The organism is Spirulina sp. CCY15215 (genome assembly GCF_016888125.1).
Lineage (GTDB): Bacteria > Cyanobacteriota > Cyanobacteriia > Cyanobacteriales > Spirulinaceae > CCY15215.
In genome coordinates, this window is the sequence record NZ_JACSWA010000353.1 from 1 (window position 1) to 17,673 (window position 17,673).

The window sequence follows — 17,673 nt, forward strand, 5'->3', positions numbered from 1 at the left end:
CAGGTGTCGTGACCCAAATAACGTAGTACGCGGGGTACTTAGTCTGGTCAGAATGGCTTGTCAGATTTCTCTTTCAAGCCTCACGCCTTTAGGCTGAAGTTCCTGACACGACCTCTTCCAGCTTAGAACTCATACTAGAATAGCACAATGTGCGCGATAACAAAGGCGATCGCAAAACTTCTGCGATCGCATTCTTTCAAAAAACAAAACAGCCAAAACAATTACAACACATCTTTACTTTTCTGCTTCCACCAAGTTACACCAAAATAAATTGCAGCATGAAGGAACAAGATACCCCAATTTAGAGCTAAATTTTCCCAAGTGGGATCGTAAACGCTAGTTGCTTCAAAAGGCTGCGAGACGATACTTCCATCGGGTAATTGAGTTGGTTCGGGGATCATATTATTCACATCTACTAAAGCACCATAAGCCCCCACAGACCAGCGACTCAACATAAACCATGAAATATACTGACCGATGCCTTCCATTTTAAATAATACCCCAGAAAAGATAATTTGTGGGAGTAATAGCAACGGTAATGCGCTGTTTGCTTGAGCGCTATTTTCAACCAAAGCAGAAATCATTAATCCTAAATTCGTGCAGGTTAAAAGAGTTAGAAAAGTTGTAATTCCTATTCCCAAACTCCAAGGAATTAACTCAGGTTCGGGAGATTGAAAACAGACTAAAATTGCGATCGCCATGAGTAAAGTCTGAGAAAGTGCCAACCCTCCCAACACTCCTAATTTTGAGCCTAAATAGGAGAATAAACGCAAATTTACCAAACGTTCTCGCATATAGATTGCTGTTTCTTTGACAATTTCTTGTAAGCTAGTCGATAATCCTACCCAAATTGCCGCACAGGTAAAGACAAATAAGACACGCAATGCTAAAGGTGCAAGGGTAGGATCGTCTTCTGCACCTAAAATAAGCGGGTTTTTCTCTCCTAATGCAAGGGTAATTAAAATAATCCCGATCGGTGCAGTGAGAAGTGCTAATCCTAAGTTAACGCGATCGCGAATTAATAATTGGAAATAACGACGAGAGAAGAGAATGAGTTGTTGTAGGGAGGATTGTTTGTTTTGTTTCGGTGGTTTTTCGAGATCGGCACGACTCTCGATACTTAAGCGATCGGTAATGTATTGAGTATAAAAATCTGAGTTTTTAAATTGGTATTTAGCGCGATCTACATGGTCTTCTTCTATTAAGTGATTATAAATATCGGATAAATCTTTAATCTCAGAAAAACAATTGTCTTGGAAAAATTTAAGAATCTCTTGAGGGGTTCCAAAATAACAAAGTTTTCCTCCTCTGCGTTGGGTTCCCAGTCCTAGAAAAACAATGCGATCGCATAAATTAATATTACTGGTTGCATGGGTGACTAAAATAATTGTGCGTCCGCGATCGGCTAAATCTCGCAGCAATTCCATCATCTTTTTATCCAACCCTGGATCGAGTCCCGATGTAGGTTCATCGAGGAAAAATAGCTTTGGATCTGCCAATAATTCGACCCCAATACTAATCCGTTTTCGCTGTCCCCCGCTCAATTTTCCCACTAATGTTTGGCGATGGTGAGACATTTTAATTTCTTCAAGGGTTTTCGCGATCGCCTCTTCAATATTAGTATCAGGAGGTAAGCGCAATTTTGCAGCATAAGTTAATACTTCCTCCACGGTTAAATCGCGATGAACGATATCATCTTGAGGCACGTAACCAATTTGGGTACGATAGATATTAAAATTAGTCCGTAAACTTTCTCCATTTAAAAAGACTTCTCCTGTTGTTGTCGGATCTACACCCAATAACGTTCGCATTAACGTTGATTTTCCTGCACCACTTCCCCCCACCAAAGCTACTAATTGTCCCGGTTCAATAGGAAGGGAAATATCATCGAGAAGTATCTTTTTCTTCCCTCCTTTATCCTTAACTTCTCGCACCAATTGATACGCATCTAAACGAATGCGATCGCCCTTATCTCCAATAACCAGTCGATCCCCTTGTAACAGTAATAAATAGGGACCGATGCGAATGCTTGCACCTGGAGGAAGAACGAGAGAATCATTAACCCTTTGACCGTTAACAAAAGTACCATTGGTACTATAATCTTTAATGATATATTGTCCGCTTTTATCGATTGTTACAACGGCATGACGACGGGACACAATAGGAGAATCAAGGGTTAAATCAATCCCCGATTCTCGTCCGATAGTTGTGAGATTTTTGTTCAGGGAAATAGATTTTTGGAGAGACTGAGCCGTGCTGGGTTGGAAACTGGAACTATAGTACGTTAAAGTAATAAAATTAGTCGGATTTTGTCCGATTTTCAATTCATCCCCATCCTGCAAACAATAGCCTTGGGTGTGAGTAATGCGAGTATGATTGATAAATAAGCCGTTTTTACTGGGATTGATTCCATCCCCATCATAAATGAAATAGTTCTGTCCTCTTCGTTCTAAAATAGCATGGTGACTCGAAAGAACGACCCAATCTCCCGGTACTATCAGATCCGCACGGTTGGGATCGCGACCTAAAATATGTCGGTCTGCGGTAAGTTGTAGGGGAGGTAAAACCTGACCTTGATTATTGAGAATGATTTGAGGGCGATCGCCAACAACCGTGCGATGATGACTTTTTACAGAAGACATAGTTTATGTTTGCTGGATTTGGTCACTATTTTAGAGGATAGGAACGAAATTGCGATCGCGACTTCACACTTTAAGGGAGAAATGATACAAAATGAAACTTAAGAATATTGAAATTTCTCCGGAGAGTATCGTACAATTTTGTCAACCCTGGCAAATTACTAATGAAATTCTAGAGAAAATTTTATTGAGAGAATCACCATGACATCAGCACTCTTAAACGATCGCTATCGTATCCTGAGAACTCTTGGTAAAGGAGGGTTTGGGGAGACTTTTTTGGCAGAAGACACGCAAATGCCCTCGGGACGTTGGTGTGTGGTGAAATTACTTAAACCCACGAATAATGACCCACAAATCTATCAATTAGTGCGCGATCGCTTTCAACGAGAAGCAGCAATTTTAGAGGAATTAGGAGAAGGACAACCGCAAATTCCTTCCCTTTATGCCTATTTTGAATCAGGAGGAGAGTTTTATTTAGTACAAGAATATATTGAAGGGAAAACTCTGAATCAACAATTACAACAACAGGGACTTTTTAGTGAAAGCCGCATTCGAGATTTATTGATTCATTTATTACCTACTTTGGCTTATATCCACGATAAACGCATCATCCATCGCGATATTAAACCCGATAATATTATTCTTCGTAGTTCTGATAATAAGCCTGTTTTGATTGATTTTGGGGCAGTGCGAGAAACAATGGGAACCGTGGTGACATCCCAGGGAACTCCCACCAGTTCTATTGTGATTGGTACCCCCGGTTTTATGCCTTCAGAACAAAGTATTGGTAGACCTGTTTTTTCTAGCGATTTATATAGTTTGGGACTGACAGCAATTTATTTGTTAACCGGAAAAGTTCCCCAAGCATTGACAACGGATCCCTTAACGGGAGAAATTGTTTGGCGAGAATTGGCTTTAAATATCAGTCCGAGTTTGGGGGATATTTTAGATAAAACCGTAAAATCTCATGCTCGCGATCGCTTTTCTACAGCCAGAGAAATGTTGGCTGCGCTACAATCTGGAAATGTTCCGATTTCACCCACTGTAACCTCTGTTCCTCCTGTTCCAATTCCTGCCATACAAACTCCTTCTGCAACAATTGCTGTTGCGCCAACTCCCGCACTCAAACAAAACAGTAATAGTGCAATTATAAGCAGTTTAATTATTGGAGGATTAGCTTGTGTGGGGATTATTGCAGGATTAGTTTTAACTCGTCCTTCTGCTGTTGAATCCGAACAAAATAATCGTTCTGAAGTAGAAAATTCTCAGCAAAACTCTCAATCTGAGTTAGCTAATCAATCTCAATCTGAGTTAGCTAATCAATCTCAACCTGAGTCTTCGGTTTCTCCTCCTTCTAATCTGTCAGAACAACCGACACTCACTCAACCCATTCCCAATCAACCTAATTCTAATCCACCCATTACAACCAACCCTTCTCTATCCAATAATGTTCAAAATAATAGCAATTTTAGCGATCGCCCCGATCCAAAAGAAACAGTGGCGCGATATTATTCTTATATCAATTCTGAACAATATGAGTCAGCTTGGCAAATGCTTCCATCAAGTATTAGAAATGATACCAGACTTCATCCCGATGGATATGTTAATTATTACAATTGGTGGGATAGCGTCGATCGCGTTGCTATCAAAAATGTAAATCTTGTGGATTCTCGAACCGATGCTTCAGAAGTTAATATTAGTTACGATTATCAGATGAAGAAAGGTAATTCTACCCCTCAAACACTTCGTTTTTCTTTAGTATGGGATGAATCCCAAGATGATTGGGCGATCGCAGGAATTAAAGTTCTCTAATTTTTTAGTATTCTTGAACCAAATATCCTTTCTTGTTAACTTTTGTTAAAAACTGCATAAAAAGCACTGGCTTATCCCAGAGGAGAGAGTAGGAATGTCAGGATCGATCGCACTCGATAAATTAAGAAAAATTCTCGCTTTTGAGGATAACCAAACTCAATTAATCGAGTAGACTGAGAGAAGAGATATTTTTCATCTACCGCGATCGCTCTCTTTTCTGAGATTCACAAAATTAATAACTCAAGAAGTGACAGCCATGATACCTGAAGTCTTAAAAAATCGTTATCGGATCTTGCGTTCCTTAAGTAGTGGAGGATTTGGAGAAACCTTTCTTGCGGAAGATATGGACTCCCCCACAAATCGTCGTTGCGTGATTAAACAACTCAAACCGATCGCGAACGATCCGCAAACCTATCAAACCGTACAAGAACGATTTCAGAGGGAAGCCGTAATTTTAGAAGATTTGGGTCACGGACATCCGCAAATTCCCGCACTTTATGCTTATTTTGAATCAGAGGGACAGTTTTATTTAGTTGAGGAATGGGTAGAAGGATCGACCTTATCGGAAAAACTACAACAATCGGGACAATTTGATGAAAATGCGGTAAAAGAACTTCTGCAAGGAATCTTACCCGTGCTGCATCATATGCACGAAAAAGGCATTATTCACCGGGATATTAAACCCGATAACATTATTCTCCGCAACCTGGATAATCAACCCGTTCTCATCGATCTGGGTGCAGTCAAAGAAACAATGAATACCACCATTGCTGCTGCCAATAATAGCACTCATTCTATTGTTATTGGCACTCCCGGTTTTATGCCTTCAGAACAGAGTATTGGTAGACCTGTTTTTTCTAGCGATTTATATAGTTTAGGTTTAACCTCAGTCTATCTATTAACCGGAAAAAGCCCTCAAGAATTGCAAAGCGATCCCATAACAGGAGCTATTTCTTGGCGACAAAATGCACCTACCATCAGTCCTACTTTAGCCGCAATTTTAGATAAAGCAATTCAACCTCATTCGCGCGATCGCTATCATACCGTTCCTGAAATGTTGAATGCGCTGCAGTGTGCAGTGATTACAAGTACACCGAGAAAAAAACAAAATTCGCTTTTGCCAACAGTAACTTCTGCACCTCAAATGCAAGTTATTCCACCGACAATGTCTGTAATTTCCTCAAATTTATCTCAAAACAATAATAAAAGTATTATATTAGGAAGTTGTATCATTGGTGGGTTAGCTTTTTCCGGAATTGTTTTTGGATTGACATTTACTCATTTTGTTCAATCTGAACCCCAATCTGAAAATATAACTTCTTCACCATCAGAATCTGAGACAATATCTGACTCAAATAAAAATTCTACTCCTTCTTCGATTTCTGATAAAATATCAGAAACCAATCAATCTAATTTTTCCTCTTCTGTATCGACTCCTTCTATTTCAACAACGTCCCAATATGCCGAACCGTCCAAACCGTCAAATCTTCCATCTTCTATAGGATGGATTAGAATCGGTGCAATTGCTAATCCATCCGGCAATACTTTCATTGGGGAACAATTAATCAAAACAAAACAAGATGTTACAATTTATCCATCTTTTGTTCCTGCAATTGGTGAAAAAATTAAAGTTATCCAAAGTGTTAATTATAGAATAAATTAGCTGATAAAATAGGAACGTTCTTTCCCAATCAAGAATTGGTTATTTTGAATTTAAAGCCTTTTGTTGATTCAACAGTATCCTCATCATATACAGTGGTTTGGGCGGAAGTTGGTTTACCATAAATTTAGATGGAAGTAAGAGGAATTATAAATTCTATTTTATCTTGATTATCAAGGAGAAAAAATCATGCGATCGCAACTTATAAAACTCAGCATCTTAACTCTCTGTCATTATTTGCTACTCAACCTCGCAAAACCCAACGCGGCTCTTGCCTAATAGATGTCAAATTGAACAGAATGAGTTCTCTTTACCAATTCATTCATCATGAGCGAGTGGGGTTACTGTAGAGCGATCGGGCGCTCATTTTCAGCAAATCTAAAGGAGAGAGAGACATGAAACAATTATTCGCTAACACCAATTTTGCGATCGCGACTGGATATGGCTAAATATACCCCTAAAACAACGATCGCGAAGGATATCCCTTCTAAAAGACTCAATTTTTCCGAAAAGAAAATCCATGCTTGCAAGGAACTTAAAAAAGGGTCTAGAAGTAAAATAACGGCAACAAGACTGGATGATAAAATGTTTAAGGTATAGGTCAGTAGTCCGTGACCGATAACAAAAGTTAGCACTAAGCAAGCTATAGCTAACCATCCCGTTGTCGAATTTGGCATCAGGCGATCGCCATTAATGAGAAGAATAGGGAGTAGGAATACTGTCCCCAATAAGCAACGCCAAAATAAAATAGTACTTGAGCTTAAGCTGATTCGTAGTTGTTCGACAATTAAAAGGTAAATCGCAAAGAAAATTGCCGATAATAAAGCTAATTCATCTCCTTGTAATTTGGTTATGGCGATTTGGAAATCTCCAATACTAATGGCGATCGAGCCTACAATGGCGATCGCCATTCCGATGATAAACTGGCGATCGAAACTGCGCTGCAAAAATAACCAAGCTAATAAGGTTGTAAATAAAGGGCTTAAACTGTGCATGAGAGAAGAATTGCCAACATTGGTTTGGGTGAGAGATAATGCCCAGAACGCTTGATTGGCAGCCGCACAAGTCCCCGCACCGAGAAGGAGTAAAATGATTTTGGGAGTATAAAATCTAGAAACGGTGGCTTCTGTATCGGTCTTTTGTTGGTTTGGGAAAACAACACTACTTAAACCAAAAATAAAGGCACCGAAGAAAAAGCGATCGAAGACCGTTGCAATTGGACTAATTTCTTGTTCACTCCATTTAACACATATCGGTACGAAAGATAGAACACAGCAGACGATAAGGACAAAAACAATGGCTATATTTTTTTCAGAAAACTTATGCTGCACTGCAAATCGATTAATCATTTGGCTTTCTAACTCTTGCAAAGACGTTGTTATGAAGCATTTAAAGTTTTCATAAACCAATATAGTCTATTCATCATTACAACTATCAAATCTCAACAAAGTAAAATGATGAATAGACCAAAAAAGATTAATTGACCTGCTCGTAAGGGTTATCAAAGATAACGTTATTCTTGATCGTATGGATTGATGTTCATATAAGGCTTATCTTTGCCAGAGTTAGGGCGATAAACTTCTACTCCGTTTTCCATAACAAACATGGATTGGTGTTCTAAAAGAAAAGTATCGGACAACTTTTGTATCGGGCTGTACTTGTGATGCTCTTGTCCTTCTTTAATAAAAGGTGCATTTGAAATTCCACTATACGCACAGTGTATCATAGAGCGGGTACGATCGCTCTTATTGGGAGGAGACCCATGTAGTGTATTGCTGTGAAAGAAAATAGTATCTCCAGGAGACATTTCGCAGTCAACAACTTCCATCTGTTGCAGGACAATTTTTAGCCTTTCAGGATCTGTGCCGACTGTATTTCCGATGCTAACAATATCTAAACGTCCTAATCGATGAGAGCCCTTAATAACTTGGAGACAACCGTTCTCTTTGGTACTCTCTCCAATAGCTACCGAACAGGTTACCATATTCGGAAAAACACAACCATCATAATACCAAGATCCAAAACCTTGATGCCATTCGATACGACCACTTTGCGGTGGTTTTCTGGCGATTTTTGAATGCCAATGATAACATTCTTCACCCGATAGCACTTCAATACCATCTACAATACGTGCCAAGCGAGGAAAAATGCCTAATACTGAATCTCCTAGTTGCGTCCAATAGAGGATTCCATATTTTTTTCCAACTCCATCAAAATGCGTAATCTCTCGAGACTCGTATTGACTGGTTTCTTTTTCAAGTGAATCTTGTAAGGGTTCAACTTCTTCAGCCTTAAAAAAACCCGGAATAATTACGAATCCATCCCGATGATAGCGATTGATTTGTTCTTGTGTGAGTGGATAGTCAGTTTTAATCTGAGATAGGGGTGCTTGGGAAATCTTATTTGCTGTTGTCACCATAGATTTTACCTTTTATTCAGGACAATAATTTGAGAAATGGGCTTCAAAAACAGACCTATCTATCTTAGTTGATTCGATACACCCAAATATTATAAAAAATATTAAGACTTGCTTTGGGCCAGCAGGCAAACTTGTCTGTCATTTCCACTAACTGCCAATGTTCCGATACTTCAAGAGCAGGTAACTTTTTCTGGAAATCGCTGCTTTCATAATAATCAGAGCGAATCGTAAAAATAATGTAGCCTCTTGGTTTGGTGATGCGAATCAGTTCATCAAAAGCATCAACAGATGCGTGATTAGGGGCAAATACTCCTTTGACTACGACGGCATCATAATAATCGCTGGAAATTTTTAATTGCTCCCCTAAAATTTCTTGATGCAGATGATTATATACATTTTTCTCGCGAGCCTCTGCTAACATTTTCGCAGAGATATCCAATGCCTCTAAATCTTTATATCCTCTTTGAGATAAGAGTTCTCCGACTAATCCCGTACCCGCACCAGCATCCAAAATCTTAGCATCAGTAGAAACATATTGAGTAACTATCTCCACCATTTTTTGAGGACCTACATTACCGAAAACATCCTTCATATCTCGATCGTAATCTTCTGCCCATTGATCGTAGCGATCGGCAAGTTCGTTAAAATTAGGAGCATCATATACCCATTGAGCTTTATCTGGTGTTCCGCGCTCATTTTTCATTAGAAATAACCTCGATTCAAAAAAAATTCTGATAAAATATTACTTGATAATTGATTACTTGACAAGTCTCATTTTTCAGGTTGAATTGTTTAATCCTTCCACACATTCTTCAACATCCTCTCTGTGTCCCAGTGCGCTTAATCGAAGATAGCCTTCACCACAAGTTCCAAAAAAACAACCCGGAATCCCAACAATGCCTGTATTTTCGAGTAGATAGTCAAAGAATTCCCAAGAAGACAAGCCTTGACGACCCTTGACCCAAATGTAAGGATTATCAATGCCCCCAAAACATTTTAAGCCAAGATACTCGAGGGTTTTCCTAAGAAGAGAGGCATTATTTAAGTAATATTGTATTGTCGCTTCAGATTCTTCTTGACCTCGTTGGGATAACACGGCTATTCCTGCGGCTTGAGCTAAATTAGAAGCACCCCAAAATTTAACTTTGTACCTAGTTTTCCACATCTGATTGAGTTCACTGGGAGACGAGTCACCCACTGTTAATTCATGAGGTATAACGCACCACCCCAGTCTTACACCCGTAAAATTTGCAGTTTTAGAAAAACTATTAATTTCAATCGAACATTTCTTACTTCCTTCAATCTGATATATGCTCTTTGGAACATCTCTAGTTCTCACAAATTTACCATAAACTCCATCAAAAATAATAGCAGATTGGTGATTCAAAGCATAGTTAACAAAGGATTTTAGTTCGTTGGTCTTTGCTGTTACTCCAGTGGGATTATTGGGAAAACACAAGTACATAAGATCGACTTTTTGCTGTGGTTTTTCTGGTAAAAATCCATTTTTTTCATAACAATTTAAAGTGACTATTCTAGTTTTATCCATCATCAAATTACTTTCAATAAAGTAAGGATACATAGGATTTTGTACTGCAATTATACTCTTTTTTGAAAATAGCTCAGAAATGTTTCCTGTTGCTGATTGCGCTCCATCTATAATAAATATTTCTGATGGTTCAAGAGTAACTCCCATTGGTTGATAATATCTGCTGCAAATTAATTCTCTCAGTTGCAAGTTACCGACTACATCTTCATATCCCTTATATTTTTCTTTGTTGCTTAAAATATCAGTATATTCCTTAATTGCATCAATAACGGATTCTGAAATAGGTTGGCTAGTGTTACCAAAAGCCATCATGTATATTTTTTTCTTAGGATTTGATGCCTGAAATTGGGTGATTTTATCAAGAATTTTTTGGTAATTTTTACCTGAGTTAGAACTGATGTGTAGATGATAGAGATGGGGATTTTTTAGCGCCATATTCAGAACAGTAAAATTACTAACTACTAATTCAATGAAATGTCCTTGACGAGGGTATACTAAGCAGAGAGAAAGTCTAAATCAACACATAAGACGACTTCCGCGACTTGAGTGCCGTCATTAATATCAAACTTTGTGTAGAAAAAATAACTGCTTTTTCTGGAGACAATTTTTTCGATTGTAAATACCCCAGTAAAGTTTTCATTAGCCACTGGTTGAGAAAAACGAGCATTAAATTTTACAATTAATACTTTCTCATCGACTACAGTTGGAAAAAAGGTATCAATCGGAATTTTTTTTAGTTCATCCAATCCATTGACAAAGAGATTGGCTAAAGTGACATACATAATCTGTTCGTAAATAATAATCACCTCGGCTGCATTCAAATGGTATTTTCTTCCTTTCACGGCATAGCAGGTGTTTGGTACAGAGAATTTCCCCCAAGCTCTTTTCGTATCCTTATCATCCAGTTTGATTTCTTTGAGATACTGACAATCATTTTCGTAAACATCTAGTACAAACTTCAACAATTTATGTTCGTTCATCTTGACTGAATTTCTCCAATTTAATTTGAATGATTATACTATTAGTGATAGTTTTAACATAGAGTTTTTTGTGATGTCAACCCAAAGGTCGATAAACCCGATAGTTAATATTGGGAAAGATATTATCAATAATCTCGACTTTTTCCAACCAACCCGAGTCAATTTGATTTTGTTTGATATCTTCGTAGAGCTTGTTAAAACGCATCAAGTGAGATTTTGTCCGTCGCGTCGCATAAGAAACCATCGTCCCCGTCCGCATAATAAACGCCCAGTCGGAAGATTGCGCCAATAATAACTCTCGCGCTGCCTGATTTAAGGCTTTTTTCTCTAACTCGTCTTTTGCTTCTCGGCAACTTAACTCAATCATCCGCTCTGCTGTTTTATGTAAGTGAGGATAGATCCAAGCGTTGGTTTCATTGAGCCAAAATTCGTGGAATCCTTTAAAACCCCAACTGGATTGAGCAGGACAACTCACTTGTTGGGTGGGTTCTCGTTGCAGATATTCGGCGAGGTGAATGGTTTCGTAGGTACTTTGATCGTAGTGGCTTTTACGGAAGAGGAAATCTAAAAACCAAGGACCTTCGTACCACCAATGCCCTAACAATTCTGCATCATAAGGAGAAACGATCAAAGGTGGACTGGCCATAAGTTGCGACAAGTGACGCACTTGCTGTTCTCGGTTGAACATGAAATTTCCGGCGTGTTCTGCGGCTTTTTCCTTAGCCCAATAGGGATCGTAGAGGGTTTTCTCTCCTAGTCCGGCATTGCGGCTGGTAATCTTATAGTATTTAATGCCCGTGTTTTTACGCTGACCATTGGGCATAATGTAAGGTTTAATATATTCGTACTCTGCTTCCCAGCCTAAATCTTTATAAAATTCTCGATATTCTGGATCTCCTGGGTATCCCACCTGAGAAGACCAAACTTGTTGCGAGGATTCTTGATCTCGTCCAAAAACTGCTACCCCGGTTTCTGTAAAAATGGGCGCATAAGTTCCATAGCGAGGGCGAGGTTTGGCGTAAAGGAGCCCGTGACCATCGGTGAGGAAATAGCGCAAGCCAACATCCGCCAGCATTCTTTCTAAGCCGTTATAATAGCCGCATTCAGGAATCCAAATGCCCTTGGGCGATCGCCCGAAGGTTTCTTCGTAATGTTCGCAAGCGACCTTCAGTTGCGACCACACCGCTTGAGGATACATTTTCATCAAGGGGAAATAGCCGTGGGTTGCCCCACAAGTTATGATTTCCAGATTATTGCTATCTTGAAATTGTTTGAAGGCTTTGACTAAATCGCGATCGTAACGCTCCCAGGTACTGCGAACAGATTGGAATTCCTTGGCGTAATATTCTGCTAAATAGCGCAGATGACCGTTATGCTGATGGCGATCGATTTCCTTTTCCGCGAGTTCCTGGAGTTGGCTCAGGTGTGCGTCAAAGCGGTCTTGGAGAAGGGGATCTCGCAACATGGAGATGAGGGGGGGTGTCAAACTCATGGTGAGTTGAAACTGCACCCCATCCCGCTTCAAGCCTTCAAAAACGTGGAGCAGAGGAATATAGGTTTCCGCGATCGCCTCGAAGAGCCATTCTTCTTCTAAAACGTAATCGCTTTCAGGGTGACGAACAAAAGGAAGATGCGCGTGCAGGACGAGGGCAAGATAGCCAAGAGCCATAGTAATTTTGGGGAGGGGGATAATTTGCTTTCGAGCAAAAAAAACTTGAACTATTTTAAGATTCTATGCCGAATGGGGGGGTAAAGTGCAAAAACTTCCTTGCGATTTTGGGAGGCGATCGCAAAAAAAAGGTTTTTCCAGACAAAAGATATTAAGATATTATTAATAAACCTCTTTTCCTCGAGTTAAAACGCCAAGTAAACCTTGATTAGAGTCAATCATTGTTTGGATACCGTGCTAAAACCCACTGACAAGCAGATAAATGAGCAGGTTAATCTTCCCTTCGCGATCGAGTCTTGTCTGGAGTCTACCGAGACTCTTCATTTCTTGCTCTTTGTGGACAAGCGTTCCGGTTCTAAGAAACATAATCGAGAAATCCAGGATTATCTTCAAAAATTAAAAGAGGAGAGATTAAAAGAGAATCATGGTTTCGTCCTAGAAGTTCTTGATGTTCGGGAGCGCCCAGATTTAGTGGAATACTTTCGGCTGGTTGCGACCCCTTCTTTAGTTAAACTGCATCCCGAACCAAGGCAAATTCTGGCGGGTAGCGATTTGGTGGCGCAATTGCAAAAGTGGTGGCAGCAGTGGAAGCGAGATATAAGAGAGCTACACCTGGAATCACAAGCAATTTTGAGAGAACAAGACTCCGGAGATGATGTTCCTCCTTTAGTGAATAGTAATGGCTATTATCCCGATCGCATTCGCTTAACAGAAGAAATCTTTCGCTTAAAGAAAGAAAAGGAAGAACTCCTCGATCGCCTACAGTTTAAAGATCGGGTTCTGGCCATGCTTGCTCACGATCTTCGCAGTCCTTTAACAGCAGCTTCTATTGCTGTAGAAACTTTAGAACTGGCTCAAAAACAAGAAGATCGCGAAAAAGCTGCCTATTTAACGGCACAACTCTATAAGCAGGCTCGCATCCAGTTTCGGACGATGAACCGCATGATCGGGGACATTTTGCAAGCTGCCAAAGTTAAAAATGGAGAGTTTTCGCCGAAATTAGAAAGTCTTGATTTGTTAAGTTTTTGCGAGGATTTGCTCAAACAGTTTAGCAGTCGCTTGCGGGGAAAAAAATTACGTTTGGAAAAGGATTTTCCTCAAGATTTGCCCAATGTTTATGCCGATCCCGAGTTGATTTTTCAGGTAATGGCTAATTTACTTGACAATGCCATTAAATATACTCCTGAAAATGGGACGATTAGTTTCTCGATTTTGCATCGGACAACCCAAAAAGTGCAAATTAGTGTTTGCGATACGGGGCCAGGTATTCCTGAAGAAAAACGCGATCGCATTTTTGAGGGACATTTCCGACTCGAACGAGATAAAGCCAAAGAAGGATTTGGCATTGGTTTGGCCTTATGTCATCAAGTCGTACAAGCTCATTACGGTCACATTTGGGTAGATGGTAATCGCGATCGCGGTAGTTGCTTTCACTTTACCCTTCCCGTTCATCTTTGAGGTTTCTGGGTGGAATTTTCCGGCGAAGATGTTTCTGGGTCTTGTTCTTTGATACTAATTTGATAGCGTCCTCGGCTATCAGGATCGTAACTGTTAACTAAAACCATATAAGTACCATCTTGAGGCAAAACAATCGTTAATTGGGAATTTTTGTTATCTTCGCTGATATCATCATTCTCACCGATTTGTTCGTTTTTCTCGTCAAACAAAAATAAATAGGTATCAAATTCCTCACTCTCTAAAGCAATAAAAATTGTCTGCCCGGCTTTGCCGCTAAAACTGTAAGAATCGTAACGACTGCCATCAACATCTAGACTGGGATCTTCTTCTGTCAGTTCTCCCTCTTCTTGGAGTAAAATTTCTCGCGCAGGAGCAACAGCATTTGGATTATTTGACTCTGGGGCAACAAGAATGAGGGACCAATAATGCTTAAAGCGAGAGTTAGGATTGCTGGCATAACCCAATCCTGCTTCTGTATATTCTGGATTCAATAAATTTAGCCTATATCCTGGACTGTCTAACCACTGCTCCAGAATTGCTTGGGGTTGATCGCGATTAATGCCTAAATTTTCGATCATGTTCGTACCAGTATACCCCGTTGCCGCGACTCGCCCTTCTGTATTGATTCCTTGGGGATTAACAGGACTGAAAAAATCATTTTCTGCCATATCCTCAGCATGGCTTTGGGCTGCTTCTGTCAATTGGGAATTGAGTTGTAATGGGGGTGCATCAACTTTTTCTCGTTCTGCATTTGCGAGTTGCAAGAGAATGTCGATCGCCCTTAAATTTTGGTTTTCTGGTGAGGGATTTTCTGTTTCTGATTGCCCCAGAATGCTAGAGTCGCGATCGCCTGGGCTAGAATCGGGCAAATTATCTTCGGGGAAAATGAGAGGAGATACGTCAGCGCGTACTGACTCTGAACCAATGACGATTAACCCAAAACTCAACAAAGTTAAGATTGGCAAACGAGCAAAACGACTTTTTATAAACATAACGCGCTTTCTGTTGGTGGGAAGGATCGATGAATTGCAAAAAATAGGTGGCGGTGAAATTTCGCCCTCGATCTCGTATATCTCAACTATTATAGGGGTTGAGATCGATCGCAAGGCAATCCTAGATTTTTCCTCCCTCGCCAGAAAAAAAGGTGTCCAGCAATAAGTTATTGTGAAATTAAAAGGGTTGCGTTGGCAAAATGTGAGGATAAAATGCTTCGGATTTGTCTTTTCTATTAGACAAAGTGTACTCGATTCCTTGTCAATAATTAAGAGCTAAACTAATTCGTTTCAATTGTATATTCACCTCTAATATCTGAACTTTAACGACTTGCCCTACTTTAACGATTGTTTTTGGGTCTTCTACAAAGCGATCGGACATCTTAGAAATGTGAATTAATCCATCTTGATGAACTCCCACATCAACGAAGGCACCAAAATTGGCGACATTTGTTACTGTTCCTTCTAATTCCATCCCTGGTTTAAGATCGTTAATTTCATTGATTCCCTCTTTAAAGGTGGCATATTGAAAGCGATCGCGGGGATCTCGTCCTGGTTTCTTCAATTCGCTCACAATATCTTGTAGGGTGGGCAATCCTATTGTATCGCTAATATAGCGATGGAGGGAGAGGCGATCGAGGCGATCTCTAGCGCGATCTATTTCTGTTAAGGATAGGTCTAAATCTGTGGCGATCGCTTCAACAATTTTATAACTTTCTGGGTGAACGGCGGTATTATCTAAAGGATTCTCTCCATTACGAATACGCAGAAATCCTGCGGCTAATTCGTAGGATTTCTGTCCCAATTTTGCTACCTTTAGGAGTTGGCGACGGTTTTTAAAAACCCCATTTTTGTTACGATAAGCAATAATATTTTTGGCGATCGCCGGAGTGATACCAGAAACAAAAGTTAACAATTCTTGGGAAGCCATATTCAGATCGACTCCCACATAATTAACGCAACTTTCGACAGTTTCTGCTAACTTTTGTTTGAGTAATTTTTGTTCGACATCGTGTTGATATTGTCCCACACCAATCGATTTTGGGTCAATTTTAACCAATTCTGCGAGGGGGTCTTGTAAGCGACGACCGATGCTAATTGCCCCTCTTACGGTAACATCGAGATCGGGAAATTCTGCGATCGCTAATGGACTAGCAGAGTAAATAGATGCACCGGATTCGTTGACAATCACCTTAACAGGTTTTTGGGAGATTTTGGTTAAGACTTCATCAATAAAGCGATCGGTTTCTCGGGAAGCTGTACCATTACCAATGGCAATTAATTCGATTTGATATATCTCAATCAATTCCCGCACTATTCTCCCTGCTTCTTGACGTTTTCCCTCGCCAGTATGAGGGAAAATAGCACAATATTTAATAAATTTTCCTGTTTCATCTAATACAGAAACTTTACATCCCGTGCGAAATCCAGGATCGATCGCTAGGGTAGGTTTCATTCCTGCTGGAGGAGAAAGAAGTAAATTTCTCAGATTTTCTGCAAATGTCCCAATTGACTCGCGATCGGCGTAAATTTTAAGATCGCTACGGATTTCTGTTATTAAAGAATTCTTGATCAAACGTTTAAAAGCATCTGCCAGCATTTCCCGATAAAATTGCCGAACTTCGGGACTTTTACTGCGAATTTCTTGGGATTCTAAATAAGATTTTACAAATTCTTCATCATAGGAAATATCTACTGAGAGAACTTTTTCTGCTTCTCCGCGAAACAGCGCGAGAATATTATGAGGAGCAATTTTTGTGACTTTAATTTGATAATCCCGATACATTTCATATTTGGTACTTCCTTCGGGATAATCTTTCTTAATTTTAGAAGTAAAAACCCCCTGTTTTGCCAGATAATCTCGTAAATAAGCGCGTAATTCTGACTTTTCAGCAACTTCTTCAGCGAGGATATCTGCTGCTCCTTTTAAGGCTTCTTGTGCTGTATTGACTTCTTTTTCCACATCAATATATTTTTCCGCTTCTTGTGTTAAAGAAACAGCCGAGGCATTCTTTTGATTTAAAGACTTAATCCATTCAGCAAAAGGTTCGAGTCCTTTTTCTCTAGCTTGAGTTGCCCGAGTGCGTCGTTTGGGCTTGTAGGGTAAATAAATATCTTCTAGTTCATTTTTTAACCAACAAGATTCAATTGCTTTCTGAAGTTCTGGGGTGAGTTTTTCTTGCTGGGCGATCGCGCTTAAAATTGTTTCCTTGCGCTTCTGAATTTCGCTGAGATAGGTATGGCGATCGCTAATCTCTCGCAATTGTATCTCATCCAGTCCCCCTGTCCTTTCCTTCCGATATCGCGCAATAAAAGGAACAGTTGCTCCTTCTGCGAACAATTCTAAGGCACTGGTAACATTTTTGGGATTGAGGGCTAATTCCTTAGCGAGAATGGCAACGAGTTCGAGCATTGAAGAGAAAAAGAAGGATTGAGTTATTTTTTAGTTTAGATAATTAGCATACATTCTAGTGTATCATTGAAAAACAAACGAG

The 17,673-nt window shown here is 39.7% G+C and carries 12 protein-coding genes; 3 read left to right on the top strand and 9 right to left on the bottom strand.

Translation table 11 applies throughout. From position 1 onward, the window contains the following. Window positions 1-221 precede the first annotated feature (221 nt). The gene (locus tag JUI58_RS08725) at window positions 222-2,642 is read right to left on the bottom strand and encodes an FHA domain-containing protein (protein ID WP_204103380.1); all 2,421 of its coding nucleotides are present in this window, start codon (window positions 2,640-2,642) and stop codon (window positions 222-224) included. A gap of 198 nt (window positions 2,643-2,840) precedes the next feature. Here JUI58_RS08725 and JUI58_RS08730 point away from each other — a divergent pair, with 198 nt between their 5' ends. Beyond that, the gene (locus JUI58_RS08730; RefSeq protein ID WP_204103381.1) at window positions 2,841-4,451 is read left to right on the top strand and encodes a serine/threonine protein kinase; all 1,611 of its coding nucleotides are present in this window, start codon (window positions 2,841-2,843) and stop codon (window positions 4,449-4,451) included. A 256-nt stretch (window positions 4,452-4,707) separates the two neighbouring features. After that, on the top strand, window positions 4,708-6,114 hold the full coding sequence (locus JUI58_RS08735; RefSeq protein ID WP_204103382.1) for a serine/threonine-protein kinase: 1,407 nt from the start codon (window positions 4,708-4,710) through the stop codon (window positions 6,112-6,114). Window positions 6,115-6,515: 401 nt separating this feature from the next. Here JUI58_RS08735 and JUI58_RS08740 read toward each other — a convergent pair whose 3' ends face one another. From JUI58_RS08740 to JUI58_RS08765, 6 genes are all read right to left on the bottom strand, one after another. Beyond that, entirely contained in the window at window positions 6,516-7,460 is a 945-nt protein-coding gene (locus tag JUI58_RS08740; RefSeq protein WP_204103383.1) for a DMT family transporter, read from the bottom strand. Window positions 7,461-7,624: 164 nt separating this feature from the next. Then, the gene (locus JUI58_RS08745; protein WP_204103384.1) at window positions 7,625-8,530 is read right to left on the bottom strand and encodes a phytanoyl-CoA dioxygenase family protein; all 906 of its coding nucleotides are present in this window, start codon (window positions 8,528-8,530) and stop codon (window positions 7,625-7,627) included. 64 nt (window positions 8,531-8,594) lie between these two features. Further along, entirely contained in the window at window positions 8,595-9,233 is a 639-nt protein-coding gene (locus JUI58_RS08750; RefSeq protein WP_204103385.1) for a class I SAM-dependent methyltransferase, read from the bottom strand. A 75-nt stretch (window positions 9,234-9,308) separates the two neighbouring features. After that, entirely contained in the window at window positions 9,309-10,514 is a 1,206-nt protein-coding gene (locus JUI58_RS08755) for an LL-diaminopimelate aminotransferase (protein WP_204103386.1), read from the bottom strand. A gap of 59 nt (window positions 10,515-10,573) precedes the next feature. Beyond that, the gene (locus tag JUI58_RS08760; protein ID WP_204103387.1) at window positions 10,574-11,059 is read right to left on the bottom strand and encodes an FcoT family thioesterase; all 486 of its coding nucleotides are present in this window, start codon (window positions 11,057-11,059) and stop codon (window positions 10,574-10,576) included. Between the two features lie 76 nt (window positions 11,060-11,135). Next, window positions 11,136-12,728, bottom strand: a complete 1,593-nt coding sequence (locus JUI58_RS08765; protein WP_204103388.1) for a glycoside hydrolase family 57 protein — start codon at window positions 12,726-12,728, stop codon at window positions 11,136-11,138. A 258-nt stretch (window positions 12,729-12,986) separates the two neighbouring features. On the opposite strand from JUI58_RS08765, the gene JUI58_RS08770 reads away from it, so the two are divergent. Beyond that, window positions 12,987-14,186, top strand: a complete 1,200-nt coding sequence (locus tag JUI58_RS08770) for a histidine kinase (RefSeq protein WP_204103403.1) — start codon at window positions 12,987-12,989, stop codon at window positions 14,184-14,186. On the opposite strand, the gene JUI58_RS08775 is transcribed toward JUI58_RS08770, so the two are convergent. Together JUI58_RS08775 and JUI58_RS08780 are read right to left on the bottom strand one after the other, a co-directional pair. Beyond that, window positions 14,177-15,178, bottom strand: coding sequence for a CAP domain-containing protein (locus JUI58_RS08775; protein WP_204103389.1), 1,002 nt, complete (start codon window positions 15,176-15,178; stop codon window positions 14,177-14,179). The genes JUI58_RS08770 and JUI58_RS08775 overlap by 10 nt on opposite strands. A 262-nt stretch (window positions 15,179-15,440) precedes the next feature. Continuing rightward, window positions 15,441-17,591: a Tex family protein gene (locus tag JUI58_RS08780; protein ID WP_204103390.1), complete on the bottom strand. Its 2,151-nt coding sequence runs from the start codon at window positions 17,589-17,591 to the stop codon at window positions 15,441-15,443. Window positions 17,592-17,673: the final 82 nt, after the last annotated feature.